The organism is Pimelobacter simplex (genome assembly GCF_024662235.1).
GTDB lineage: Bacteria > Actinomycetota > Actinomycetes > Propionibacteriales > Nocardioidaceae > Nocardioides.
The window spans coordinates 4473026-4496666 of the sequence record NZ_CP096276.1; the positions used below are offsets into that span (position 1 = coordinate 4473026).

Here is a 23641-nt window from a genome sequence, read left to right on the forward strand (position 1 = left end):
ATCTCAGAGGATGGTGGTTGACATGGCAACAATCGACCTCGACGCGATCACCAAGGATCGCGAGCGCATCAAGAAGGAGTACCTCACTCCCGAGGGCGAACGGCCCGAGAGCAGCGCCCGCGGCATCCACCACGCCGCCCTGCTCTCGTCCGACGTCCGGCGGACGATCGACTTCTACCAGGGGCTCCTGGAGTTCCCGCTGACCGAGATCTTCGAGAACCGCGACTACGCCGGCTCCGACCACTTCTTCTTCGACGTGGGCGCCGGCAACCTGCTCGCCTTCTTCACCCTGCCCGGCCTCGACCTCGGGCCGTACGCCGAGGTGCTCGGCGGTCACCACCACCTCGCGATCTCGGTGACCCGCGAGAAGTGGGACTACCTGCGCGCCAAGCTCGACGACGCCGGCGTCGACTACCACCTGGAGTCGAAGGTCTCGCTGTACTTCCCCGGGCCGGACGGCGAGCGCCTCGAGCTGCTCGCCGACCCGCTCGGAGAGATGTACGGCACCAAGGTGCTGTGAGCCGGGCGGCCTAGATCCAGCCGCGGCGCCGGAAGACGCCGTACAGGCCGAGGCTGACCATCGCCATCAGGAACAGCGCGAACGGGTAGCCCAGCTGCCAGTGCAGCTCGGGCATCTCGTCGAAGTTCATGCCGTAGACCGTGCCGATGAGCGTCGGCGCGAACAGGATGGCGGCCCAGGCGGAGATCCGCTTGACCTCCTCGTTCTGGTCGAGGCTGGCCTCGGTGAGCGCCTTCATCTCCTCGTTCTGCTGCTGGGCGACGAGGGTGGCGTTGACCGTCATGATGTCGCGCAGCAGCTGGCGGAAGCCGTCGACCTGCTCGATCACCTGGGTCAGGTGGTCGTCGACGTCGCGCAGGTAGCGCTGGAGCTCGTCGTCGGTGCCGTACTTGGCGAAGCCCGCGGTGAGCCGGCGCAGCACGGTGGCCAGCGGCCGGGTCGCGCGCTGGAACTCGATCACCTCGCGGGTGAGCTCGTAGATGCGGCGGGACACGGCGGGGTCGCCGCGGAAGACCTCGGTCTCGATCTCGTCGATGTCGTTCTCGAGGCCCGCGACGACGGGCAGGTAGCCGTCGACGACCCGGTCGAGGACGGCGTACAGGACGGCCTCGGGGCCGAGCCGGAGCAGGTCCGGGTTGCTCTCCAGGCGGCGGCGGACCGCGGCGATGTCGGGCGCCTCGGCGTGCCGGAGGGTGACCACGAAGTCGCGCCCGACGAAGACGTGCACCTCGCCGAACTCCACCTCCTCGCGGTCGTCGACGTAGCGCGCGGCCCGCAGGACGACGAACAGCGTGTCGTCGTAGCGCTCGATCTTGGGGCGCTGGTGGGCCAGGATCGCGTCCTCGACGGCCAGCTCGTGCAGGCCGAACTCGTCGGCCAGCGAGGCCAGGTCGTGCTGGTCGGGGCGGTAGAGCCCGATCCAGGCGACGGCGTCGTCGTTCTCGCGAAGCGCGTTGAAGCTGTCGGCCAGCGTCGCCGGCGAGGCGACCCGGTCGCCGTCGACGTACACGGCGCTGTCGACGAGGGTCGCCCGGTCGGGCCCGCGGCGGTCGTCGCGGGGGGCCGGGGTGGACGTGGGGCGGGTCGGCTCAGCGGGCAGCTGGAGGCGTCGTACCCGACCCGTCAGGGTGCGGATCGGCTTGAAGGACCGGTTCTCGGACATGCGGCATCCTCAGGGTGCGGAGGGCGCACCCGGACGCCGGCGTGACGCATGGTCACGAGCGAGCGCAGAACCGAGCGGGACCCTCAGGGACGGTCGAGCAGAGCGGGGGTACGACTGGGAGGTTGGCCTTCCATCGCCGACCACCTCCTCGCTCCGGACTCCTGAGGTCGGGGTCAGCATAGGCCCGCGCATCGCCCCGGAGGTAACCGCCGAGGGTCTCCCGCGGGGCCGCTGCGCCGCGGCTGTGACTGAATCCACGCGTCCAGCGCTCGGCCCGATTAGCCCTTGCCCCAGGCGGGGGGCCTACCATCAAGCGGCTTTTGTCGACAGTTCATAGGGGAAGCGTTGAGCACCACCGAAGACAAGTTCACTCGCTGGAAGCACCACGAAGAGCTGGCCGAGGCGATGATCCCCATCGTCGGCAAGCTCCACCGCGAGAAGGATGTGACGATCCTTCTGCACAGCCGCTCGCTGGTGAACAAGTCGGTGATCAGCATCCTCAAGACCCACCGCTACGCGCGCCAGATCGACGGCGTCGAGCTGTCGGTCGTCGACACCTTCCCCTTCCTCGAGGCGATCGCCGCGCTCGACCTCGGCGCCGCCAAGGTCGACCTCGCGCTGCTGATCCGGGCCTACCGCGCCACCGACGGTGCGCAGTCGATCCCCGAGTTCACCGCCGCCGCGCTCGCCGAGGCGACCGGTGACAACAAGAGCCCGGCACCCTGCCCGCAGGACGTCGTCCTCTACGGCTTCGGCCGGATCGGCCGCCTCGTCGCGCGCCTGCTCGTCGAGAAGTCCGGCTCCGGCAACGGCCTGCGCCTGCGCGCGGTCGTCGTGCGCAAGGCCAAGGGCGACGACCTCAAGAAGCGCGCCTCGCTGCTGCGCCGCGACTCGATCCACGGTGCCTTCAACGGGTCGATCACGGTCGACGAGGAGAAGAACCAGATCATCGCCAACGGCAACGTGATCCAGGTGATCTACTCGAACTCGCCCGCCGAGATCGACTACACCGAGTACGGCATCGACGACGCCATCCTCATCGACAACACCGGCATCTGGCGCGACCGCGAGGGTCTCTCGCAGCACCTGCGCCCCGGCATCGCCAAGGTGCTCCTGACCGCGCCGGGCAAGGGCGACGTCCCCAACATCGTGCACGGCGTCAACCACCTCGACGTCGACCTCGACGAGACGGTGCTCTCGTGCGCGTCCTGCACGACCAACGCGATCGTCCCGCCGCTCAAGGCGATGGAGGACGAGTTCGGCATCACCCGCGGCCACGTCGAGACGGTCCACTCGTTCACCAACGACCAGAACCTGCTCGACAACTTCCACAAGGCCGACCGCCGCGGTCGCTCCGCGCCGCTCAACCTGGTCATCACCGAGACCGGTGCCGCCTCGGCCGTCGCCAAGGTGCTGCCCGACCTCGACGCCAAGATCACCGGCAACTCGATCCGCGTCCCCACGCCGGACGTCTCGATCGCGATCCTCTCGCTGCAGCTCAAGCGCGAGACCACCCGCGACGAGGTCAACGCCCACCTGCGCAAGGCGTCGCTGACCGGCCCGCTGGCCCGCAACCTCGACTACACGACCGCCTCGGACGCGGTGTCCACCGACTTCATCGGCGCCCGCGCGGCCTCGATCGTCGACGGCGGCGCCTCGATCGTCGACGGGGACTCGGCCATCCTCTACGTCTGGTACGACAACGAGTTCGGCTACTCCTGCCAGGTGCTGCGCACCGTGCAGTACATCTGCGGCGTCGAGTACACGACGCTCCCGCGGGTCTGACCGCACCCGGTCACCGGCGCCGGTCCGCGCCCCTTGTGTGGGGGTGTGGGCCGGCGCACACTGGTTGTGAGGGGCCCTCTCACCGGGGAGCCACCGAAGGGACCGGAACCATGAACGAGCGCCACGAGTCCGGCGTCGACACCTTGGCCGACACCGTCATCCAGACCCACGCGGTCCTCTACGCGCGGATGCACAGCGCTTCCTCCTGCCGCCCGACCCGGGACCGCCCCCGCGCCCGGCAGACCGCCACCGACCCGTTCCTGGCGAGCACCAGCCGGCACCTCTCCGCGGCCAACGCGGTGCTCGGGCCGGCCGCGCGCCACCACCTCGACCACGGCGGCGAGCGGGCCCACGACTTCGCCCAGCAGTGCCGCCGGCTCGAGATCGCACTGAGCCAGGTCAAGGCCAAGCTCTACGGCTCCACGTTCGTCGTACGGCGTCCGTGGGACTCGATCTGGGAGGAGGTCGGCCGCGAGCTCGCCCGGACGCGCACGCTCGAGGCGCAGCTCGTGACCGACCTGGGCACGGCCGCCGCGGAGCGCTGCGACGAGTTGGCCGAGCGGCTCTACCGGACCGAGCGCCGGGGGCCGACCCGGCCGCACCCCTACCTGCCCCACCGGGGCGTGCCCGGACGCATCGCGCGCCGGGTCGCCGTCCGGGTGGACCGGTTCTGGGACACCGCCGAGGGCCGGATGGTGCCCGACCCGGTGCGTCCCGAGCGCAACCGCGACGGGCGTCTCGTGCAGTACCTGCTCGCCGACCCGCACGTGTCCTGAGCCCTGCTCCCGCGGGGTGTTACACGGGTGCGGCGTGAGCATGCCCACGCCCGTTACGTGACGCGGGCCACTGCGCTTGCTCTTGCAAGCACGGTGGAATCGTCCGTCCTCCCGTCCGGGAGGCCGCTCCCGTCGCGCCGAGGCCCGCGCACGACGGAGGGTGACATCGACACCGATGAGGAGAGCGCGGGCACGGGAGACCCAAGCAGTACGCCGGACCACGCTGGTCCGGCTGGGGGCGAAGGATTCGTTCCGGGGCACCAGCAGCCCAAGCCCGACAGGTCATCTTCCGCAGGCGTCGCTGACGAAAGACCACGATGTCCTTCACCCTGCCGCGCGCTGCCGCGCGCCTGCTCCTCGTCCCGGTCGCCCTCTCGGCGTTCCTGGTCACGGTGCCCTCGGCCCACGCGAACGAGACCTTCGAGTCCGCCTCCGGTGTCGCCACCGACGCCGGCACCCAGCGCCAGGTCGACGAGGGCGAGCGTGCCGCGCACCTCGCCGCCCGTCGCGGTGAGCGCGTCATCGCCAAGGCCCGCTCGCGCGCCGGCGACCCGTACCGCTACGGCGCCGCCGGCCCCAACGCCTTCGACTGCTCGGGCCTGGTCCAGTGGACCTACCGCCAGGTCGGCAAGCGCCTGCCGCGCACCTCGGGCGCCCAGGCCGGCGCCACCCGCCGGATCGCGCACCCGCGCCGCGGCGACCTGGTGTTCTTCACCAGCGGCGGCCACGTCTACCACGTCGGCATCTACGCCGGCAGCCACACGATCTGGCACGCCTCGCGCCCCGGCGTCCCGGTCCGCAAGGAGCGGATCTGGACCGGCTCGGTCTTCTACGGCCGCGTGCGCTGACCCCGGTAGGGTCCGCCGTGTGACCGTGTACGTCGACGACATGCAGCTCGAGGCCGTGGTCGGCCCCGTCGACGGCGTCTGGTCGCACCTGCTCTCGGACCTGCCCGGCGAGGCCGGCCGGCGCGAGCTGCTCGCGTTCGCCGAGCGGCTCGGCATCGAGGCGCGCTGGATCCAGAAGCCGGGCACGGCCCGCGAGCACTTCGACGTCACCGAGCCGACCCGGCAGCGGGCGCTCGCCCTGGGGGCGAGGCCGATCCGCTACGGGCGGGCGGTCGCGGCGATCACCCGGGCGAAGCGGGACGCCGCCGGCCCGGGGCGAGCGGAGCTCAGCGGCCGGTGAACTCCGGCGGACGACGCTCGACGAAGGCGGTCATCGCCTCGTCGAGGTCGTCGCTGAGCAGGAACGCGGCGTTCCACACGGCCGTGTAGCGCAGGCCGGCCTCGACCCGCGGCGCGCGCTCGGCGTCGAGGACGTCCTTGATGCCGCGCAGGACGAGCGGCGAGTTGGCCGCCATCCGGGCCGCGAGGTCGGCCGCGGCGCTCCGGGCCTCGGCGGCGGTCGGGTGCACGTGGTTGACCAGGCCGAGCTCCGCGGCGCGTACGGCGTCCACGTCGTCGCCGGTGAGCGCGAGCTCGCGCAGGTGGCCGTCGCCGATGACGCCGACCAGGCGCTGGAGGCTGCCGAGGTCGGCGACGATGCCGACCTTGGCCTCGCGGACGCTGAAGACGGCGTCGGCCGAGGCGATCCGGACGTCGCAGGCGACGGCGAGGTCGACACCGCCGCCGATGCACCACCCGGTGACCGCGGCGACCGTCGGCTTGCGCAGGCCCGCGACGACGTCGAGGGCGCCCTGCCAGCGCCGGACCAGCGCGAGGAGCTCCTGGCGGGCGCCGGCGTGGGTCGCGCTGCGCAGCGGCGCGAAGGTGCCGGCCGCGGCGCCCAGGTCGAGGCCGTAGGAGAAGTGGTCGCCCGCGCCCGCCAGGACGACGGCGCGCACGCTGTCGTCGGCGTCGAGGTCGGCGAAGGTCGCGGCCAGCTCGGCGAAGAAGGCGTCGTCCATGACCGCCTTGCCGCCGGGTCCGGCCAGACCGACGGTGGCGACGGCTCCGTCGCGGGTGAGGGTGAAGCGGGGCTCGCTCATGCGGTGACCTCCGTGACGATCTCGGAGAGCCGGCGCACCTGGGCGACCCGCTCCGCGTCGCCCGCGGCGAGCGGGTTGAGCAGGAACGTGCGGACGCCGGCCGCGTGGAACTCGCCGACCTGGCGCCGGACGGAGTCCTCGTCGCCCATCAGGGTGACCGCCTCCACCAGCTCGTCCGGTACGGCGGCCGCCGCCGCGGCCTTGTCGCCCGCCAGGTAGCGGTCCTGGATCTCCTTGGCCTCGGCCTCGTAGCCGTAGCGGCAGGCGAGCTGGTTGTAGAAGTTCTTGTCGCGCGCGCCCATGCCGCCGATGTAGAGCGCGAGCTGGTTGCGCACCGCCTGCACGGCCTCGGCCGGCGGCTCGCCCAGGTGGTAGTGGATCTGGAGCTGGATGTCGAGCTCGCCGAGCGCGGGATCGCGCCGCGCGAAGCCCTCGGCCAGGGGCTCGCCCCAGGCCAGGTCGCGCTTGGCCGGGTGGAAGAACAGCGGCTGCCAGCCGTTGGCCAGCTCGGCGACGAGCGCGACGTTCTTGGGGCCGAGCGCGGCGACCGAGATCGGGATCTCCGAGCGCACTGGGCGGTTGATGATCTTGAGCGGCTTGCCGAGGCCCGAGCCGCCCTTGTCCTTGGTCAGCGGGATGTCGTAGTACTTGCCCTCGAACTCGACCGGCTCGCGGCGCCACACCTGGCGGCAGACCTCGATCACCTCGCGGGTGCGGCCGAGCGGGGCGTCGTACTTGACGCCGTGGAAGCCCTCGATGACCTGGGGCCCGCTGGCGCCGAGGCCGAGGGTGAACCGGCCGTCGGAGACGAAGTCGAGGCCCGCGGCCGTCATCGCGGTCAGCGACGGGGTGCGGGTGTAGATCTGGAAGATCGCCGACATCAGCTCGAGCCGGTCGGTCTTGGCCGCGATGTAGCCGAGCTGGCTGACCGCGTCGAACGAGTAGGCCTCGGGCATCGCGACCAGGTCGAGGCCGTTGCGCTCGTACTCCTGGAGGAGCTCCACGGTCTCGGCGAAACCGCCCGAGTAGTCGATGATCATGCCGAGCCGCATCACGCCTCCAGGTTGTCGAGCGATTGCCGGGACCTGGGACGGGAGCGTAGCCCGCGGACCCGACCCACTAGATTTCAGTGCGTGTCCGGCATCGCTCACCTGCTCCAGCGCCACGGAGCGGGCGACGTCAGCGACGACGCCGCGGTCCTCGGTGCCTACTCGTCCGACGCCTCGCTCTACCGCGTCCCCCCGGTCGCCGTCGCGTTCCCGCGCTCGGCCGACGAGGTCGCCGCGATCCTCGCCGCGGCCCGTGCGGAGGGCCTGACTCTCACCGCCCGCGGCGCCGGTACGTCGGTCGCGGGCAACGCGATCGGGCCCGGCGTGGTCGTCGACTTCAGCCGGCACCTCAACCAGGTCGTCTCGGTCGACGTCGAGGCCGAGACCGCCGTCGTCCAGCCGGGCGTCGTGCAGGCCGCACTGCAGAAGGCCGTCGCCGGCCACGGGCTGAAGTTCGGGCCCGACCCGTCGACCAGCACCCGCTGCACCATCGGCGGGATGATCGGCAACGACGCGTGCGGCGCGCGCTCGCTGGCCTACGGACGCACCTCGCACAACGTGCGCGGCCTGCGCGGGCTGCTCGCCGACGGCACCCCCCTCGTCACCGGGTACGACGCCGCGGGCAAGCCGGTCGCCAGCGCCGAGGGCTCCGACGTCCTCGACCGACTGCGCGGGCTGGTCGCCGACGACCTGGGCACGGTGCGCACCGAGTTCGGCACGTTCGGCCGGCACGTCTCGGGCCTCGCGCTCGACCACCTCGTGCCCGAGCGCGGCTTCGACCTGACCCGCGCGCTGGTCGGCTCCGAGGGCACGCTCGCCGTGCTCACCGAGGCCACCGTGCGGCTGGTCCGGGCGCCGAAGGCGTCGCTGATGATCGTGCTGGGCTTCCCCGACTTCCCGACCGCGGGCTACGCGACGACCGAGGTGCTCGCGTTCGAGCCGTCGGCGTGCGAGGGCCTCGACCGGCGCATCGTCGACGTGATCCGCGAGCGGCGGGGTCCCGACGCCGTCCCGCCGCTGCCGGCCGGCGACGCCTGGATGTTCGTCGAGCTCTCCGGCGACGACCCCGATGACGTACGACGCCGCGCGGACCAGCTCGCCGCGGCGGGCCTCGGCGTCTCCGCGCTCGTCGTCGACGACCCGCGCACGGCCGACCGGCTCTGGAAGATCCGCGCCGACGGGGCCGGCCTCGCCGGGCGGGCGCCGTCCGGCAAGCCGGCCTGGGCCGGCTGGGAGGACTCCGCCGTGCCGCCCGAGCGCCTGGGCGAGTACCTCACCGCCTTCGAGGGCCTGCTCTCCGCGCACGAGCTGACCGCGATGCCGTTCGGCCACTTCGGCGAGGGCTGCCTGCACGTGCGGATGGACTTCCCGTTCGCCCGGCCCGACGGCGCCGACCGCTTCCGCGCCTTCCTCGAGGAGGCGGCCGACCTCGTCACCTCGCTCGGCGGCTCGCTCTCGGGCGAGCACGGCGACGGCCGGGCCCGCAGCGACCTGCTGCCGCGGATGTACTCCCCCCGCGCGCTCGGCCTGATGGCCGCGGTCAAGGACCTCTTCGACCCGACCGAGGTGCTCAACCCCGGCATCCTCGTCGACGCGGCGTCGAGCACCGACGACCTGCGCTACTCCTCGACGACGCGGCTGACCAAGGGGCTCGCGTTCGCCTACGCCGACGACGGCGGGGACTTCGGCCAGGCGGTGCACCGCTGCACCGGCGTGGGCAAGTGCCGCGCCGACAACAGCGGCTCGGGCGGCGTGATGTGCCCGTCGTACCAAGCGACGAAGGAGGAGATCCACAGCACGCGCGGCCGCGCCCGGCTGCTCCAGGAGATCGTCAACGGCGACAGCGACGTGTCGTGGGGCTCCCCCGCGGTGCACGACGCGCTCGACCTCTGCCTGGCCTGCAAGGGCTGCGCCTCCGACTGCCCGACCGGCACCGACATGGCGTCGTACAAGGCCGAGGTGCTGCACCAGACCTACAAGCGCAAGATCCGGCCGCGCTCGCACTACTCGGTCGGCTGGCTGCCGCGCTGGGCCAAGGTCGGCTCGGCGATGCCGCGCTTCGCCAACCGGTCGATGGACGTCGGGCCGCTGCGCAAGGTCGCGCTCAAGGCGGCGGGCGTCGACACCCGGCGCCGGATGCCGGCATTCGCGCGGCGCACCTTCCGGCGTACGTTCGGCGGCGCCGCGGGCACCGGCACGCCCGTCGTGCTCTTCGTGGACTCCTTCACCAACCACTTCGCGCCCCAGGTCGCCGATGCGGCGGTCGAGGTGCTGCGCGCGGCCGGGTACGACCCGCGGATCACCCGGCAGCAGGAGTGCTGCGGGCTGCCGTGGATCAGCACCGGCCAGCTCGACGGCGCGGCGAAGCGGATGCGGGGCATGGTCGACGCCCTCGCCGCCGACGCCCGGGCCGGCGTACCGATCGTCGGGATCGAGCCGTCCTGCACCGCCGTGCTGCGCCACGAGCTGCGCGAGCTGGTCCCGGGACCGGACTCCGACGCCGTCGCCGCCGCGACCCTGACCCTGGCCGAGGCGCTCGCGAAGGCCCCGGACTGGACCCCGCCGGACCTCAGGGGCGTCCGCATCGTCGCCCAGCCGCACTGCCACCACCACGCGGTGATGGGCTGGAACGCCGACCGGACGCTGCTCGAGAAGGCCGGCGCCCAGGTCGAGGCCGTGGCCGGCTGCTGCGGCATGGCCGGCAACTTCGGCGTCGAGCAGGGGCACTACGAGGTATCCGTCGCGGTCGCCGAGCAGAACCTCCTCCCGGCCCTTCGCGCCTCGGCGGGCGAGGCCCGGCGGGTCGTGCTGGCCGACGGCTTCTCGTGCCGGACCCAGGTGGGCGAGCTCGCGCCCGACGAGGCGCCGGTGCACCTCGCCGAGCTGCTCGCGCGCGGGGTCAGCGGGCGCTGAGCCACTCCTGCGTCCGCACGTCCAGCGCGGCGCGGGCGTCCTCGTCACGCGCGGCCTCGGACGGCTCGACCGGACGGCTCTTGCGGTAGTAGCCCGACGCCGCCGCGGGGTCGGTCGCGATCCGGACCAGGTGCTCGGCCGACGCGGCCGGGGACATCAGGCTGCGCCGCTCCAGGGGCAGCGCGAGCCGACGGAGGCGGCGCAGCAGCGGGCGGGTCTCCAGGCCGCGGTCGGCGATGTTGGTCGACACCGCGCCGGGGTGGGCCGCCAGCGCGCGGAGGCCCTGGTCGCCGTACTGGGCGGCGAGGAGGGCCGCGTGGTGGACGAGGCCGAGCTTGGAGGTGCCGTACGCCGCCCACGAGTCGTACGGCGCGTCCTCGCCCAGGAGCCGGTCGGTGGTGCCGCGCTCGTGGAGCTGCGAGACGACGTGCAGGACGGTCGGCTCAGGAGCCGCGAGCAGCAGCGGCAGCAGCGCGGTGGTGAGGTCGACGGTGCCGAGGTAGTTGGTCCGCCAGTGCACCTCGTGCCCGTCGACGAGCTGCGGTTCCTTCCACCGCGACCCGAGGTCGAGGTGGATGCCGGCGCTGTTGACCAGGAGGTCGAGCCGGTCCGACCGCTCGGCGTACGCCGCGGCGAAGGCCGCGACCGACCCACGGTCGGTGAGGTCGAGCGTCGCCCGCGTCGTGGTGGTGACCTCCCAGCCGGCCGCCGTCAGCGCGTCGGCGACGGCGCGGCCGATCGAGCCGGCGCCGGCACCGGTGACGACGGCGCGACCGGCGTCGCCGGCGTTCACGCCGTCACCAGACCACGCCGCGGTCGACGACGAGGTTCGCGCCGGTGACCGAGGCGGCGGCCGGGGAGGCGAGGTAGAGCAGCGCCTCGGCGACGTCCTGCGGGGGCATGAAGCCGGGGATCACGGAGGTGCTGCGCGCGATCAGGTCCCAGTTGGTGTCGGCGGGCAGCCCGGCCGCCGCCGCCTCGACCATCGGGGTCGCGATCCCGCCCGGGGAGACGCAGTTGACCCGCACGCCCTTGGTCGCGAACTCGACCGCCAGCGCCCGCATCCCGAGCAGCAGCGCGGCCTTCGACGCACAGTACGGCGCGTTGTAGGGCTGCCCCATCACGGCCGAGATCGACGCGACCGAGACGACATTGCCCTTGCTCTCGACGAGCGCGTCCGCGAACGCCTGGGCCAGCATCAGCGGCGCGAGGGCGTTGACGTCGAAGTGCTTGCGCAGCAGGGCGGCGTCGAGCGCGCCGAGCTCGGCGAACTTCTGGATGCCGGCGACATTGCAGAGCACGTCCAGGCCCCCGAGCTCCTCCAGCGCACCGGCGACGAAGGCGTCGCGCGCGGCGTCGTCGGCGAGGTCGCAGGCGGTGACGCCCTCGGCCGGGACGACGTCGGTGGCGACCACGCGGGCCCCCTCCTGGCGGAACAGGTCGGCCACGACCTGCCCGAGGCCGCCGGAGGCTCCGGTGACGACGACGCGGCGTCCGGTGAAGCGCTGGGCGCGGGCTGCGTTCGGGTCGGTCATGCGCGGTCCTCCTGGCTCGTGGCGCCGCGGCGTGCGGCGTTCCGCGAGAACAATAGAACGTGTTCTAGTCGACGTCACGGCATCTTAGGGTGCCCTCAGTTTTGCCACCTACGGTGGTTGCCATGTCATCCAAGAAGCTCGGTTCCCGGAAGATCCTCATCCTCGGCGGCGTCCTCGTCGCGCTCGTGATCGTCGCCGTCACCGTCGGGCCCTGGGCCTACGGCAAGTTCGTGGTCGGCGAGCAGCCCGACGAGCTGACCCTGCCCGCGGCCGGCAGCTCCGCCGACGCGAAGCCCGACACCAGCGCCGCCACCGACGCACTCGACGGCGCATGGACGGTCGGCGCGGACTCCGCGGCCGGCTACCGCGTCGACGAGGTGCTCTTCGGCCAGAACGTCACCGTGGCCGGCCGCACCGACCAGGTCGAGGGCAGCGCCACGGTCGCCGACGGCGTCCTCAGCGCCACCACGATGAGCGTCGACATGGCGTCGGTGGCCACCGACGAGTCGCGCCGGGACGCGCAGTACCGCGACCGGATCATGGACACCGCGACCTACCCGACCGCGACCTTCACCCAGACCGCGCCCGTCGAGCTGCCGGCCACCGGAGGCCGGTTCACCGTCACGGTGCCCGGCGACCTCACGGTCCGTGGCGTCACCCGCGCGGTCGAGGTCGAGCTCGACGTCCAGGCCTCCGGTGAGGCGCTCGACGTCGCGGGCAGCATCGACGTGGTGTTCTCCGACTACGAGATCCCCGAGCCCGGCTTCTCCGGGATCTCGGTCGACGACCACGGCAAGATCGAGTTCCTGCTGAAGATGGCCCGCTGAGGCCGTCGGCTCACCAGTCCTGCCACGGGATGATCGTGCGCAGCGGGGTGCTCAGCAGCACCTCCTCCGACGCGGCGGCCTCGGCACTCAGGCCGCCGGCCAGCTCGGCGGTACGGGCGTCGATCGCCGCGGCGGTCGGCAGCGGGTCGCCGTCGAGGTAGGCGAGGCGGATCCGCAGCGACTCCGGGGGGTCGGGGGTCTCGGTGGCCAGCGGCAGCGACGGGTGCGACTGGTGGTGGGCGAACGAGAACGTCCACGCGCCGGCCACCCCGTCGAGGTCGAGCAGCGCCGGGACCAGGCTGCGGTCCTGCCAGGCGTAGTGCTCGTGGGTCGCGCCGCTGTGGGGCGCGGCGTGGCGCGAGAGGGTCAGGTGCAGGCCGCGGTTGGGGCGGTAGGGCAGCACCTCGGGCGAGACGAGGGCGGAGGGCGCGGCGTACCCCTTGACGGGGCGGAAGAACGACAGCAGCTTGCGCTGCACGCCCGGGATGAGCGGCCCGCGGCCCCACTGGAACGAGTCGGAGCCGAGGTCGGACCACTCCCGCAGCGCGCGCTCGACGGGGTCCTTGAACCAGTACATCGCCACGTAGTCGGTCGCCGCGTGCTCGTCGGACGCGACGCCGCCGCGGTAGTCGTCCGGGCGCGCCCACCGGTCACCCCACAGGACGCCGGGCAGCGCCAGGTTCTCCGGCCGGTGGTCGAGCTGGTGCCACTCGTTGTAGGCGCGGTGCTCCTCGGCGCCGGCGCCGGCGAGGGTCACGAACGAGAAGAACACGAGCGGGCTGGTCACGGCTGCCTCCTGGCGAGCGGTCGGCGGTGGGGTACTCTCGGAAACCAAGCAAGCACTTGGTCTATCAGAGGACCGGGCCCCGAGGGAAGAGGCACCCGTGAAGATCGGCATCAACAGCCCCGTCGTGGTGCAGCTCCCCGGCGCGTTCTCGCCCTGGGAGGCCGAGGCCGGCATCGACGAGCTCGGCGCGATCGCCGAGACGGCCGACGCCCTCGGCTTCGACTTCCTGACCTGCAGCGAGCACGTCGTCGTGCCGACCGACATCGCCGCCCAGCGCGGCGCGACGTACTGGGACCCGCTCGCCACCTTCGGCTACCTCGCCGCCCGCACCACCCGGATCCGGCTCGCGACCCAGGTCCTCGTCCTCGGCTACCACCACCCCCTCGCCATCGCGAAGCGCTACGGCACCCTCGACCTCGTCAGCGGCGGCCGGCTCGTCCTCGGGCTCGGCGTCGGCTCGCTCGAGGAGGAGTTCACGCTGCTCGGCGCGACCTTCGAGAGGCGCGGCGAGATCGCGGACGACGCGCTGCGGGCCTTGCGCGCGTCGCTCTCGCAGGAGCGGCCGTCGTACGCGGGGGCGCACTATGCGTTCGACGACGTGGTCGTCTCGCCGCACGCCGTCCAGGCCTCGGTGCCGCTGTGGATCGGCGGCCGTACGCCGCGCTCCCTGCGCCGCGCCGTCGAGCTCGCCGACGGCTGGGTCCCCTTCGGCCTCGCCCCCACCGAGCTCGCCACCCTGCTCGGCCGCTTCGACCTCCCGGCCGGCTTCGAGGTCGTCCTCTCCCCCGACCGCGCCCTCGACCCCACCCGCGAGCCCGGCGCGACCGCCGACGCGCTCGGGGTCCTCGCCGAGGCGGGCGCGACGGCGGCGTCGGTGCGGGTGGCGGCGGACTCGGCCGGGCACTACCGGGAGCAGCTGGCGGCGCTGGCGGCGTACCTGCCCGCGAAGTAGCAGGTTTCGCCCCTCGAAGTCGCACGGTTCGGGCAGCGAAGTCGCAGGTGGGGGCGGCGAACGTGGCCCGGGGGTCGAGTCCGGGCCACGCATGGGCCGCACCGCCTCAGGAGTGACCCAGGTCGAGCCGCGCCCAAGGGGGGCCGGGGTGCGGCTCGACCGATCCGCATCCTGCCCTGCCCCCCGCCCACCCGTACGACGCCCGCAGCGATCTCACCCGCTTGTTCACCCGTTGCCCCGGGGCGAGCGCGAAGGCTCAGCGGCGCTGGGGTCCGTCGTGGAGCAGGCCGAGCTGGATGCCGCGCTCGATGGCGGCCTCGCGCGAGTTGATGCCCCACTTGCGGTAGATGCTGCGCATGTGGGACTTCACCGTCTCCGGCGACAGGTGCAGGACGGCGGCCACCTGGCTGCGGCGCGGATGGTCGAGGGTCGCGCGGAGGACGGCGATCTCCTGGCCGGTCAGGGGGACCGAGGCGACGCCGGCGTCGACGGGGCCGACCAGGTCCACCGCCAGGTACGACGAGGCGCCGGGTCGGTCGGTGGTGTGGGCGAAGTCGCGCAGGCTCTTGAGGTCCGCGCCGGGGACGTGGAGGAGCAGGGCGCGGGCGCCGTGCTCGTCGTACAGGGCGGCGGCGCGGTCGAGGAGGGCGCCGGCGGCGTCGGTGTGGCCGGCGCGGAGGGCGGCGGCCGCGCCGAGGGTGGCGAGGCTGGTCCGGGAGCGGATGCTGTGGCCGGGTTGGGCTTCGAGGCGGGGGACGAGGTGGAAGGCGCCGGCGGGGTCTCCGGCGGTGAGGCGGGTGAGCATCTGGGCCGAGGCGAGCTGGCCGGGCCAGCGGGTGGGGACGCGCAGGAGGGCGGCGGCGTCGCGGGAGCGGCCGTGGGCCAGCCAGGCGACGGCGAGGAGGCCGCGCAGCATGCTGGTGCCGAGGTTGTCGCCGATGCCGGGCGGACTGGGGGTGCGCTGGAGGGCGTCGGCGATCCGCTGGGCCTCCGCTCCCCCTTCGCCGAGGCCGAGGCGGGCCTGGAGCATGGTCCAGGTAAGGAAGGGCCAGAACTCGGCGGTGTGGATGAAGGACTCGCAGCCGTCGTACTCGGCGAGGGCGCCGGTGAAGTCGAAGTCGTCGAGCTTGAGCATCGCGTTGCCGATCCGGCCCAGCGAGTTGACGAAGGTGTGCGCGTGGTCGCGCGGCCAGGCGGCGGGGTCGACCAGGCGGGCGATCTCGGCGGCGTCGCGGGAGCGGCCGTCGATCGCGGAGAGCCCGACGCCGTAGACGAGCGTGTAGTTGCGCGACCAGGGCATCGTCGCGGACGCGATGGCGCGCGAGATCACCTCGTGGCCGCGGTCGATCTCGCCGACGGCGAAGAACGAGTAGCCGATCTGGCGCAGGCCCATCGCGCGCAGCTCGACCATCCGGCGGTCGTCGCCGATGTCGATGTCGTCGTAGTAGTCGAGCGCGCCCTGGCCGGCCGCGGCCGACTCCAGGTAGCGGCCGACGTAGCGCAGGCACGCGGTCTTGGCCGAGCGCTGGAAGAAGGACGCCGGCCGGTCGAGCTGGCGCCAGTCGTCGCTGGTCTGGTCGGCGGTGCGGACCAGGAACTCGACGGCCGCGCCGCGGGTGGCGGGATTGCTCAGCAGGGCGAGGCCGCGCGCCATCGCGAGCATCGGGTGCCTCATCAGTACGGCGCGCGGGATGCGGCTGAGCTGCAGGTCGAGGTGGTCGGTGGTGTAGCTCTCGGGCGAGCTGAGCACGACGCTGCGGAAGATCCGGCTGGCCAGCTCGTAGCGGCCGGCGTCGACGGCGAGCTCGAGGGCGAGCTCGTGCTCGTCGTGCTCGTAGAGCCAGGTCGCGGCGATGCCGGCCCCGCGGCGGTGGCGGTCGGGGTCGCTCGTCATCAGCTCGCTGCGGACGGCGTCGCGCAGCGAGTCGACGTACTGGAAGACCGGGCGGTCGGCCAGGTAGGGCACCCAGCGGCCGAAGCCGTTCCACTCGAGCTCGGCGACGACGGGGGCGGCGTCCTCGATGCCGGTGAGGGCCTGCGCCAGCTCGAGGTCGAAGTACGGCGCCAGGACGGTGTCGCGGACGAACTCGGAGGTGAGCGAGTCGTCGAGCTGGGCGCTGAGGTCCTGGGCGACGATCGTGCGCCACTCGACGGAGTCGCGCGAGGGCAGCCGGCTGCGCGCGCCGAGCGCGAGGCTCGCGGCGCGGATGGCCAGCGGGTAGCCGCGGGTGTCGCGGTGCAGGTCGCCGGCCACGCCGCGGACGATGTCCGAGCCGTGCTCGGCGAGGAAGAGCGCGGTCTCCTCGGCGGTGAACTGGAGGTCGTCGTCGGTGACGAGGCGGACGTCGCCGCGGACCCGGCGGGCCGGGTCGGCCAGGCTGGTCGCGGCCCGGGTGGTCACCACGACGCGGAGGTTGGGCAGCAGCGCGGTCAGCCGCAGGATGTCGTCGTCCACCTGGGCGGTGGCGTCGCGGACGTGCTCGTAGGCGTCGAAGACGAGCACCACCGGGCCCTTGCCGGCAAGCAGGTCGCGCAGCACCGGTACCGGGTCGTGGTGGGCGTCGACGTCGTTGGCGACGACGTCGGCGCGCTCGGGCGAGAGGTGGCCGAGGCGGCGCGCGGACGCGATCACCGTGGTCCAGAAGGCGTGGTCGGACTCGATGCCGGCGTTGAGCGCGACCCAGACCAGGCGCTCACCCGGGGGCCGCTCGCCGGCGGCCCACTGCCGGACGAGGGTGGTCTTGCCGAAGCCGGACGGAGCCTGCAGCACCGTGATCGGTGCCGGGTCGAGGTCGAGCAGCGCGAGCAGGCGGGACCTCACGATCGCGCTGCCGCGGGCGTCGGAAACTCGGCCGCTCGGGGGGAAAGCCGCCATGTGCGCATGCTGCCCTAATCGTGATGGTGCGGGACCACCGGGGTGAGCGGCGTCGGTACGCCGTCACCCCGGTGGTCACCAGGGGTTTCGATCAGGCGATCGGGGTCGCGATCACGACCTGGTTTCTTCGTGTAGTGGAACCGGCCGTTGCTGTAGCGGACCTTGCCCGTGCAGGTCACCAACGTGAGCTGGTGAGCACCGGTGGTCGACACCGGAGCACCGGTGAAGCCCTTGGTCCGCTTCTGGGTGTAGACCTTGGTGATCCGGTACTTCTGCACCTTGCCGTCCGTGCCCCGCACGGTGACGACCTGGCCCACCTTGGCCTTGTTCAGCTTGCCGAACGCACCGGGCTTGTCGTGCCGGTCCGAGACGTGACCGGCGATGACGGTCGCACCGACGGCCTCACCCGGCATGGCCGACTGCTGCAGCCAGCCGCCCTTGCGGACGTCGTCCGGGATGACCATCGCGCCGCGACGGATGCCGACGACGTCGATCTTGGCCTTCATGCCCAGCGCCGGGATCGCGACCTGGGCCGGACGGGCCTGGCGGCCGAAGGCCGACGGGTCCACGCCGGCGAAGCCGGTCTCGATCTTGATCTTGCCGACCTCGGCCCGGTGCACCAGCGTCGTCTCCGCGGCCAGGCCGCAGGCGTGCGTGGCCGCGCTGTTGCGCCGGTCCTCGGAGGTCGCGACCACCCAGGTGTAGTAGCCCGGCTTGCTCACCGACACCGCCGGGCTGCGGAAGGTGCCGCTGCGCGGGGCGAAGGTGACCGAGCCGGCCCGCTTGGCCGGGATGCACGCGATCGAGGCGCGGTCGGTGAACGGGCCGTACAGCGTGGCCGTGCCGGTCGCGTCGCCACCGGGCAGGAAGCCGGTGAGCGTGATCTCGTCGCGCAGGGCGACCGCCACGGGCTTGCCGCCCTTGGCGACCTTCATCGCGACCTTGCGGTCGGCGCGCGTGGTGAGCACCGGGGCACCGAGCGGGCCGGTCGCCGTGGTGAGCGTGTTGCTCGGCTCGGTCACCGGCTGCGGCACCTGCCCACCGCGGGTCGGCCCCTGGTAGGTCACCGACGCGGTGTTCTCGACGCCCCCGCGCACGACGTCCTCGTGCGTGATCGTGTACGTCGCCGTGAACTCCGCCTGCGCACCCGGGGCGATCGTCGCCACGCTCGCCGGCGCGACCGCCGAGAGACCCGGCAGCGCGTCGGACACCGAGATGTCGTGCGCCGTGGCCTTGCCGTGGTTGGTCACGGTGAAGGTGTAGGTGAGCACGTCACCGTCGTCCGCCTTGCCCTGGGGGGCGACGTCCGTGGTGAGCCGGGCCGACTTCACGATCTCGAGGTCGGCCTCGGCGTCGGCGATGTCGACCTCGGCCGTGGAGCCCGGTCCCTCGGGCGAGACGACCTCGCCGCCGTCGGGGTCGGTCGCCTTGGCGGTGGCGGTGTTGACCACCTTGCCGCCGGCGTCGACGTCGGCCTGGGTGACCGTGTACGTCGCGGTGAACTCCGCGTCGTCACCGGCCGCGAGCGTCGCGACGCTGGCCGGCGTGACCGGCGAGAGGCCCGGCAGGGCGTCGTCGACCGACACGTCGTCGACCGCGACGTAGCCGGAGTTGTGCACGACGAACGTGTAGGTGATGACGTCGCCCGCGTCGGCCTTGCCGGCCGTGCCGTGGTCGGTGGTCAGCGCCGCGGTCTTGGTGATCTCGATGCCAGGCGTGCTCGGGCAGCCCGTCACCATCTGCGGCAGGCCCCAGCCGTTGGCGGTACCGGCCGTGAGCGGCAGAGCCGCGGCGTCGAAGCCGGCCTCGGCCGGGTCGGCGGCGTCGGGGCTGGCGATCACGCCGAGCGTCGCTGCGCCCCGGTTCACGACGTACATCCGGCCGTCGGGTCCGCGCTTCACCTGGCCGCCGCTGGCGTGGTACTGGCCGAAGTCGAACTCGGTCGCCTTGACGGCGGCACCGTCCGCGGCGCCCGCGATGTCGTAGCGGAACAGGTGCGCGCCGCCGAAGATGCGGGTGGCGTAGACGTGGTCACCCGACGGGGAGAAGTCGGCGGAGTACATGTTGCCGCCCACCCCGGTGGGGGTCGACCACTCGAAGCGCTGCGCGAACCGGCCGGTGCCGGCGTCGAAGTCCATCAGCCGGATCCGCGAGGCGCCGGCGTTGTTGCCGGTGGCGAGCAGGACCGACGACAGGTCGGGGCTGAGGTTGAGCGTGCCGTACTGGTTGTAGTTCGGCGTCGGCATCACGCTGATGACGGAGTCACCTGCGGTGAGCGGGCCGGCGCCGTCGGGGTCGGCCGGACCGGCGCCGTCGAAGAGGTACGCCCGGATGTTGGGCGAGGACGCCTGCGCGGTGACGACCCAGAACCCGGTGCCGGCGGCGTTCGGGATCGCGGTCAGCTGCTCGGCCGCACCGTTGGCGGGCGCGAGGTCGACGTTCTTGGTCGCCGTCACGTCGCCGAGGCCGCCGTCGAGGGCCATGTCGACCACCGAGTAGCTGAGGTGACCGCTGCCGCCGACCTCGGAGGCACCCGTCGTCGCGACGACGAAGTACTTGCCGGGGTCGGTCAGCGACGGGAACGCCGCGACGGTCTGGGTGGCCGAGGCGTTGCCGGTCAGGCCGGCGCCGTTCGGCATCACCTGGTGGTTCTTGTTGAGCACCTTGACGCCGTCGGACCAGAACAGCAGCTTGCCGGCGGAGTCGGTGATGACGGTCGTGCCCTCGACGGCGTTGACGCCGGTCGACGGCGTCGTCGTCGGCAGCGCGCTGCCGGAGGTGCCGAAGTCGAGCCCGGCGCCGTTGCCGAAGTGCCACCAGCGCTGGGTGGCGCGCGCCGCGGCCGGCGCACAGCTGACCTTGGGCAGGCCGCGCTCGGTCACGGTCAGCGTCGCGCTGCCCGGCGGGTTGAGACCGACGAGGTCGTCGACGTTGGCGGCGGCGTTGGTGAACGTGTCACCGGCCTCGGCCTCCGGCGTCACGACGTCGATCGACAGCGTGCAGGCGGCCTGGCCGGTCGCGAGGTCGCCCTCGAGCGAGATGCTCCCGGCGCCCGGCGTACCGCCGCCGGTGATCGCGCCGTTGCCGCAGTCGGTGGTGAAGCGCGGGTCGGCGGCGATCTCCATGCCCGTGGGCAGGTTGTCGGTGAACGACCAGCCGTTCTTCGAGGCGAGCTCGGAGGTGTTGGTCACCGTGAAGGTGAGCGTCGTCGGGAACCCGGCCGGGGTGCCCTCGGCGCCGAACGACTTGTCCAGCTGCGGCGTCGCGTCGAGCACACGGATGTCGTCGAAGGCGTGGTCGTTGCCCGAGCCGCTGGCCTGCTCGTTGCGCAGCACGATGCCGAGGCTGGAGCCGGTGAAGAGCACCGAGCCGTCGGAGTTCACGGTGCGGCTGCCGTTGGGGCACGGGTCGGCCGCGGCTCCGCTCACCGGGATCTCGGCGTTGCCGTCGTCGAGGTAGAAGCGCAGCAGCGGGTGCGCGGCGTGGCAGTTGACCACACCGACGTTGACCGAGAACGTGAGGAACTTGTTCTCGACGTCGAGGGCCAGCGGCGCCGCGGTGCGGAACTCGACCTTGTTCGCGCCCGGGTCACCGGCGGTGAACGCCGCCACCGCGTGGTTGGCCTCGTTCGGCTGGGTGCCGTTGTGGGCGCCCAGCCCGGTCGCGAGGTTGCGCAGCTGGGCCGCACCGGCCGGGCTGCCCAGGGCGGCCTGGTCGGCGTCGGACGTCGTGCCGTCGAGCACGAAGCCGTTCGACTGGGTCGGGTCGGCCCACGCGCCCTCGGCGGCGTAGGTCTCGCCGTCGGCGCCGACGTAGTCGCCGAGAACCTTGACCTGGCCGTCGGCCATGGCGTTCTCGAAGTCCTCGTGGAAGAGGACCTGGGGAGCGGACGGCGTACCCGGGTTTCCGGGGGCCGCGGCGGCAGGTGGCGCGAGCGCCACTGCCGGGAGGACGGCCGTGGCGCCGGCGATGACCGCCAGTGCCAGACCGGGGACGAGCTTCTTCACGGTGGGAGACCTTCCGTCAAACGTGAACTACTTGGGGGGACTCGAGGGCAGGCGGACGCCGGGGTGGGGGGCAGAGCTCAGCACGCTCCGAGATCGCGTGGCAGACCGATTGCTCCTAGGCATATCGAGGTCTGCCGGGACAAGGGCACGGTCGGGGGAAGGACCTCCCCCGGAACTTCACCCGGTCGTGCCGTGGCGCTGGATCAGCGCGGGTCCGACAGCGTGGTGCTGAGCCCCGCGAGCACCCCGCGGAGGTGGGTCAGGATCTCGATCTCGGCGTCCGGGGCGAGGGCCGCCTGCGCCGCGGCGATCTCGCGCTGGAGCCGCCAGAGCCGGTGCTGCACGAGCGCGTCGAACTCCGTCGTACGCCGGACGACCGGTCCCAGGCTGCTGCCCTGCATCTGTCCACCTCTGCTCGTCCGGAGCAGCGCGACCCGGGTCATGCCGCTCGGGCCGCGCTGCACGGGGGACGCTCCGAAGGTCCCGCGGCCACCGTGCCCCGCCGGGACAGCACCGGCATCACGTTCGCGCGGGTGTCACCCGCGATATCACCCGGGTCAGGGCAGCGCGATGGGCGCCACGGTGAGCTCCAGCCGCGCCCGCTCCGGGTACGACGACTGGCGCCGCGTCTCGTCCTCGACCGCGACGAAGGCGTCGACGACCGACGAGAAGGGTCCGGTGAAGTAGATCGACCCGTCCTCGGGGTCCCGGGCCACCATGATGTGCGGCCCGTCGGCGAGGTCGGTCGTGGCGCGCGCCAGCAGGCGCTGGACCCAGTGCTCGATGAGACCCGGTTCCGATGTGTCCATGTCGACTCCCTCCCACCGAGGGGTCCGGCCTCCCAGCCCGGACCCCTCGGCCCCCCTGCTTGCTCCCTGCAGAGAAGACGCGATCCGGCGCCGTTCATGACGCGACTTCTCAGGTCAACCAGCGCACGAACTCCTCGACGCTCCGCGCGCCGCGCGGCCCGACGAAGATCCGGCTCTCGTCAGCGGGCGCCTCCGGGTCGCAGAGCACCGCGACCTGGGTGCCGGTCGCGGGCTGCTCGGCGACCGGGATCGTGCACGGCGGGCGGGTCCAGCGGTCGGTGCCGGCGGCGTCGATGAAGCGGACCGTCAGCCGGCTGGTCGCGGTGACCTCGCCGGCCACGATCCGGCCGGTCTCGAGCAGGTCGGCGATCCGGGCGGTCCGGGCGCGGTGCCGGCGGCGGACCTCGACGGCGATCGCGAGCGCGAGGAGGGCGAGCACCCACGCCAGGATCGGCCACCAGACGTCGACGCGGTACCAGATCCAGTGCGTGGTGCCCCAGGCCTCGTCGTCGCCGAACGTCGGGTCGGTGCGGGTGCCGACCGCCACGGGCGCGGTCATCTGCGGACACGCCAGCGTCACGCCGACGGCGGCGCCGACCGCGGCCACGGGGATCGGGCCGACGACCGGGTAGCGCAGCCGTGAGCCCGGCGCCGACCGGACCAGGACCGTGCTGAGGAGGCCGAGACCGAGCACGGCGCACAGGCCGACCGGGAACATCCAGAACCACGAGTCGAGCCGCGAGTCCCAGCCGGCGAAGACGCCGTTGAGCTTGCTGATGCGCATGCTGTCGAGCATCGCGACGATGCCGGCGCCGGTGAGGGCGGCGGCCAGCCCGGACAGGGCGAGCACCGTGACGAGGGCGGCCGGACGGAGCGGGCTGCGGCGCAGGCGCGCGATGCGCTCGGCACGGACCTGGACAGGATCGATCGTGCTCATCGGCGCCTCCGAGTCGTCGGGGGCCGGACCCTACCCCGCGGGGACCGGTCTCAACCGTGCACGGTGCGGTGGAGCTCGGCCATCCGGGCGTCGAGCTCGTGGGCGACCCGGGCGGCCGCGGAGAGCTCGTCCATCAGCTCGGCGGGGACGTCCTTGTCGTACTTGTAGTAGATCTTGTGCTCGACGCTGGCCCAGAAGTCCATCGCGACGGTCCGGATCTGGAGCTCGACCGGCACCGTGCGGGCCGCGTCGGAGAGGAAGACGGGGACCTCGACGATCGCGTGCAGGCTGCGGTAGCCGTTGGGCTTGGGGTGCGCGATGTAGTCCTTGATCGTGCGCACGGTGACGTCCGGCTGGGTCGTGAGCATGTCGAGGACGTGATAGGCGTCGGAGATGAAGCTGCACACGATCCGGACGCCGGCGATGTCGTTGATCTGGGCGCCGATCGCGTCGGGGTCGAGCGGCTCGAGCGGTACGCCGAGCCGGGCCGCCTTGGCGCGCAGGCTCTCGATCGACTTGAGCCGCGAGCTGACGTGCTCGATCGGGCTGCCGGTGCCCCGGAAGGCGAGCTCCTCGCGCAGGATGTTGATCTTGGTCAGCATCTCGTCGAGGCCGAACTTGTAGTGCAGCAGGAACTGCCCGAGGGCGCGGTCGAACCCGGACGGCTCGTCCGCGGACTCCTCTCGTGACGGAGCGCTGGCAGTGGTCACGAGACGA

20 protein-coding genes are annotated in these 23641 nt (G+C 72.8%); 8 read left to right on the forward strand and 12 right to left on the reverse strand.

From position 1 onward, the window contains the following. The first annotated feature begins 22 nt into the window (after positions 1–22). Positions 23–520 carry a VOC family protein gene (locus M0M48_RS22005; RefSeq protein WP_257752750.1) on the forward strand — a complete coding sequence of 166 codons (498 nt, stop codon included), beginning with the start codon at positions 23–25 and terminating at the stop codon, positions 518–520. 10 nt (positions 521–530) lie between these two features. On the opposite strand, the gene corA is transcribed toward M0M48_RS22005, so the two are convergent. Continuing rightward, positions 531–1682, reverse strand: a complete 1152-nt coding sequence (corA, locus tag M0M48_RS22010) for a magnesium/cobalt transporter CorA (protein WP_257752751.1) — start codon at positions 1680–1682, stop codon at positions 531–533. A 345-nt stretch (positions 1683–2027) separates the two neighbouring features. Here corA and M0M48_RS22015 point away from each other — a divergent pair, with 345 nt between their 5' ends. The 4 genes from M0M48_RS22015 to M0M48_RS22030 all read left to right on the forward strand — a co-directional run bounded on the left by M0M48_RS22015 (position 2028) and on the right by M0M48_RS22030 (position 5431). Beyond that, a complete protein-coding gene (locus M0M48_RS22015) occupies positions 2028–3467 on the forward strand; it encodes a glyceraldehyde-3-phosphate dehydrogenase (RefSeq protein WP_215812485.1) in 1440 nt (479 codons plus the stop codon). A 110-nt stretch (positions 3468–3577) separates the two neighbouring features. Then, positions 3578–4243, forward strand: a complete 666-nt coding sequence (locus M0M48_RS22020) for a hypothetical protein (protein ID WP_257752752.1) — start codon at positions 3578–3580, stop codon at positions 4241–4243. Positions 4244–4560: 317 nt separating this feature from the next. Next, positions 4561–5091, forward strand: a complete 531-nt coding sequence (locus M0M48_RS22025) for a C40 family peptidase (protein WP_215812483.1) — start codon at positions 4561–4563, stop codon at positions 5089–5091. 19 nt (positions 5092–5110) lie between these two features. Next, positions 5111–5431, forward strand: coding sequence for a DUF4031 domain-containing protein (locus tag M0M48_RS22030; RefSeq protein WP_257752753.1), 321 nt, complete (start codon positions 5111–5113; stop codon positions 5429–5431). On the opposite strand, the gene M0M48_RS22035 is transcribed toward M0M48_RS22030, so the two are convergent. Further along, the gene (locus tag M0M48_RS22035; RefSeq protein ID WP_257752754.1) at positions 5418–6233 is read right to left on the reverse strand and encodes a crotonase/enoyl-CoA hydratase family protein; all 816 of its coding nucleotides are present in this window, start codon (positions 6231–6233) and stop codon (positions 5418–5420) included. The genes M0M48_RS22030 and M0M48_RS22035 overlap by 14 nt on opposite strands. Continuing rightward, on the reverse strand, positions 6230–7285 hold the full coding sequence (locus M0M48_RS22040) for an LLM class F420-dependent oxidoreductase (RefSeq protein WP_252372715.1): 1056 nt from the start codon (positions 7283–7285) through the stop codon (positions 6230–6232). Before M0M48_RS22040 ends, M0M48_RS22035 begins: the two co-directional genes overlap by 4 nt. Before the next feature lie 81 nt (positions 7286–7366). On the opposite strand from M0M48_RS22040, the gene M0M48_RS22045 reads away from it, so the two are divergent. Then, complete coding sequence (locus tag M0M48_RS22045; RefSeq protein WP_257752755.1) at positions 7367–10195, forward strand: FAD-binding and (Fe-S)-binding domain-containing protein; 2829 nt, start codon at positions 7367–7369, stop codon at positions 10193–10195. Here M0M48_RS22045 and M0M48_RS22050 read toward each other — a convergent pair. Beyond that, positions 10182–10988 (reverse strand): SDR family NAD(P)-dependent oxidoreductase, encoded by an 807-nt coding sequence (locus M0M48_RS22050; RefSeq protein WP_257752756.1) that lies wholly within the window; start codon positions 10986–10988, stop codon positions 10182–10184. The genes M0M48_RS22045 and M0M48_RS22050 overlap by 14 nt on opposite strands. 4 nt (positions 10989–10992) lie before the next feature. Next, positions 10993–11730, reverse strand: coding sequence for an SDR family NAD(P)-dependent oxidoreductase (locus M0M48_RS22055; RefSeq protein ID WP_257752757.1), 738 nt, complete (start codon positions 11728–11730; stop codon positions 10993–10995). A gap of 122 nt (positions 11731–11852) precedes the next feature. Here M0M48_RS22055 and M0M48_RS22060 point away from each other — a divergent pair, with 122 nt between their 5' ends. Next, positions 11853–12557: a YceI family protein gene (locus M0M48_RS22060; protein ID WP_257752758.1), complete on the forward strand. Its 705-nt coding sequence runs from the start codon at positions 11853–11855 to the stop codon at positions 12555–12557. A 10-nt stretch (positions 12558–12567) separates the two neighbouring features. On the opposite strand, the gene M0M48_RS22065 is transcribed toward M0M48_RS22060, so the two are convergent. After that, positions 12568–13344 (reverse strand): hypothetical protein, encoded by a 777-nt coding sequence (locus M0M48_RS22065; protein WP_257752759.1) that lies wholly within the window; start codon positions 13342–13344, stop codon positions 12568–12570. Between the two features lie 97 nt (positions 13345–13441). Here M0M48_RS22065 and M0M48_RS22070 point away from each other — a divergent pair, with 97 nt between their 5' ends. Beyond that, a complete protein-coding gene (locus M0M48_RS22070; protein ID WP_257752760.1) occupies positions 13442–14296 on the forward strand; it encodes an LLM class F420-dependent oxidoreductase in 855 nt (284 codons plus the stop codon). A 256-nt stretch (positions 14297–14552) separates the two neighbouring features. Here the strand turns inward: M0M48_RS22070 and M0M48_RS22075 are convergent, their stop codons facing one another. The 6 genes from M0M48_RS22075 to M0M48_RS22100 form a co-directional block, all read right to left on the reverse strand. Then, entirely contained in the window at positions 14553–17171 is a 2619-nt protein-coding gene (locus M0M48_RS22075) for a helix-turn-helix transcriptional regulator (protein ID WP_257752761.1), read from the reverse strand. Between the two features lie 14 nt (positions 17172–17185). Next, entirely contained in the window at positions 17186–21178 is a 3993-nt protein-coding gene (locus M0M48_RS22080; RefSeq protein WP_257752762.1) for a DUF7507 domain-containing protein, read from the reverse strand. 203 nt (positions 21179–21381) lie between these two features. Next, positions 21382–21579 (reverse strand): hypothetical protein, encoded by a 198-nt coding sequence (locus tag M0M48_RS22085; protein WP_257752763.1) that lies wholly within the window; start codon positions 21577–21579, stop codon positions 21382–21384. A gap of 156 nt (positions 21580–21735) precedes the next feature. Beyond that, positions 21736–21987, reverse strand: coding sequence for a hypothetical protein (locus tag M0M48_RS22090; protein ID WP_215812470.1), 252 nt, complete (start codon positions 21985–21987; stop codon positions 21736–21738). Between the two features lie 109 nt (positions 21988–22096). Continuing rightward, positions 22097–22924: a hypothetical protein gene (locus M0M48_RS22095; RefSeq protein WP_257752764.1), complete on the reverse strand. Its 828-nt coding sequence runs from the start codon at positions 22922–22924 to the stop codon at positions 22097–22099. 50 nt (positions 22925–22974) lie between these two features. Continuing rightward, positions 22975–23634: a GTP pyrophosphokinase gene (locus M0M48_RS22100; RefSeq protein ID WP_257752765.1), complete on the reverse strand. Its 660-nt coding sequence runs from the start codon at positions 23632–23634 to the stop codon at positions 22975–22977. Positions 23635–23641: the final 7 nt, after the last annotated feature.

Coding starts and splice junctions, on each gene's coding strand:
- corA (WP_257752751.1), bottom strand. CDS start 1,682: ATGTCCGAGAACCGGTCCTTCAAGCCGATCCGCACCCTGACGGGTCGG.
- M0M48_RS22085 (WP_257752763.1), bottom strand. CDS start 21,579: ATGCAGGGCAGCAGCCTGGGACCGGTCGTCCGGCGTACGACGGAGTTC.
- M0M48_RS22090 (WP_215812470.1), bottom strand. CDS start 21,987: ATGGACACATCGGAACCGGGTCTCATCGAGCACTGGGTCCAGCGCCTG.
- M0M48_RS22095 (WP_257752764.1), bottom strand. CDS start 22,924: ATGAGCACGATCGATCCTGTCCAGGTCCGTGCCGAGCGCATCGCGCGC.
- M0M48_RS22020 (WP_257752752.1), top strand. CDS start 3,578: ATGAACGAGCGCCACGAGTCCGGCGTCGACACCTTGGCCGACACCGTC.
- M0M48_RS22005 (WP_257752750.1), top strand. CDS start 23: ATGGCAACAATCGACCTCGACGCGATCACCAAGGATCGCGAGCGCATC.
- M0M48_RS22060 (WP_257752758.1), top strand. CDS start 11,853: ATGTCATCCAAGAAGCTCGGTTCCCGGAAGATCCTCATCCTCGGCGGC.
- M0M48_RS22075 (WP_257752761.1), bottom strand. CDS start 17,171: ATGGCGGCTTTCCCCCCGAGCGGCCGAGTTTCCGACGCCCGCGGCAGC.
- M0M48_RS22025 (WP_215812483.1), top strand. CDS start 4,561: ATGTCCTTCACCCTGCCGCGCGCTGCCGCGCGCCTGCTCCTCGTCCCG.
- M0M48_RS22040 (WP_252372715.1), bottom strand. CDS start 7,285: ATGCGGCTCGGCATGATCATCGACTACTCGGGCGGTTTCGCCGAGACC.
- M0M48_RS22035 (WP_257752754.1), bottom strand. CDS start 6,233: ATGAGCGAGCCCCGCTTCACCCTCACCCGCGACGGAGCCGTCGCCACC.
- M0M48_RS22055 (WP_257752757.1), bottom strand. CDS start 11,730: ATGACCGACCCGAACGCAGCCCGCGCCCAGCGCTTCACCGGACGCCGC.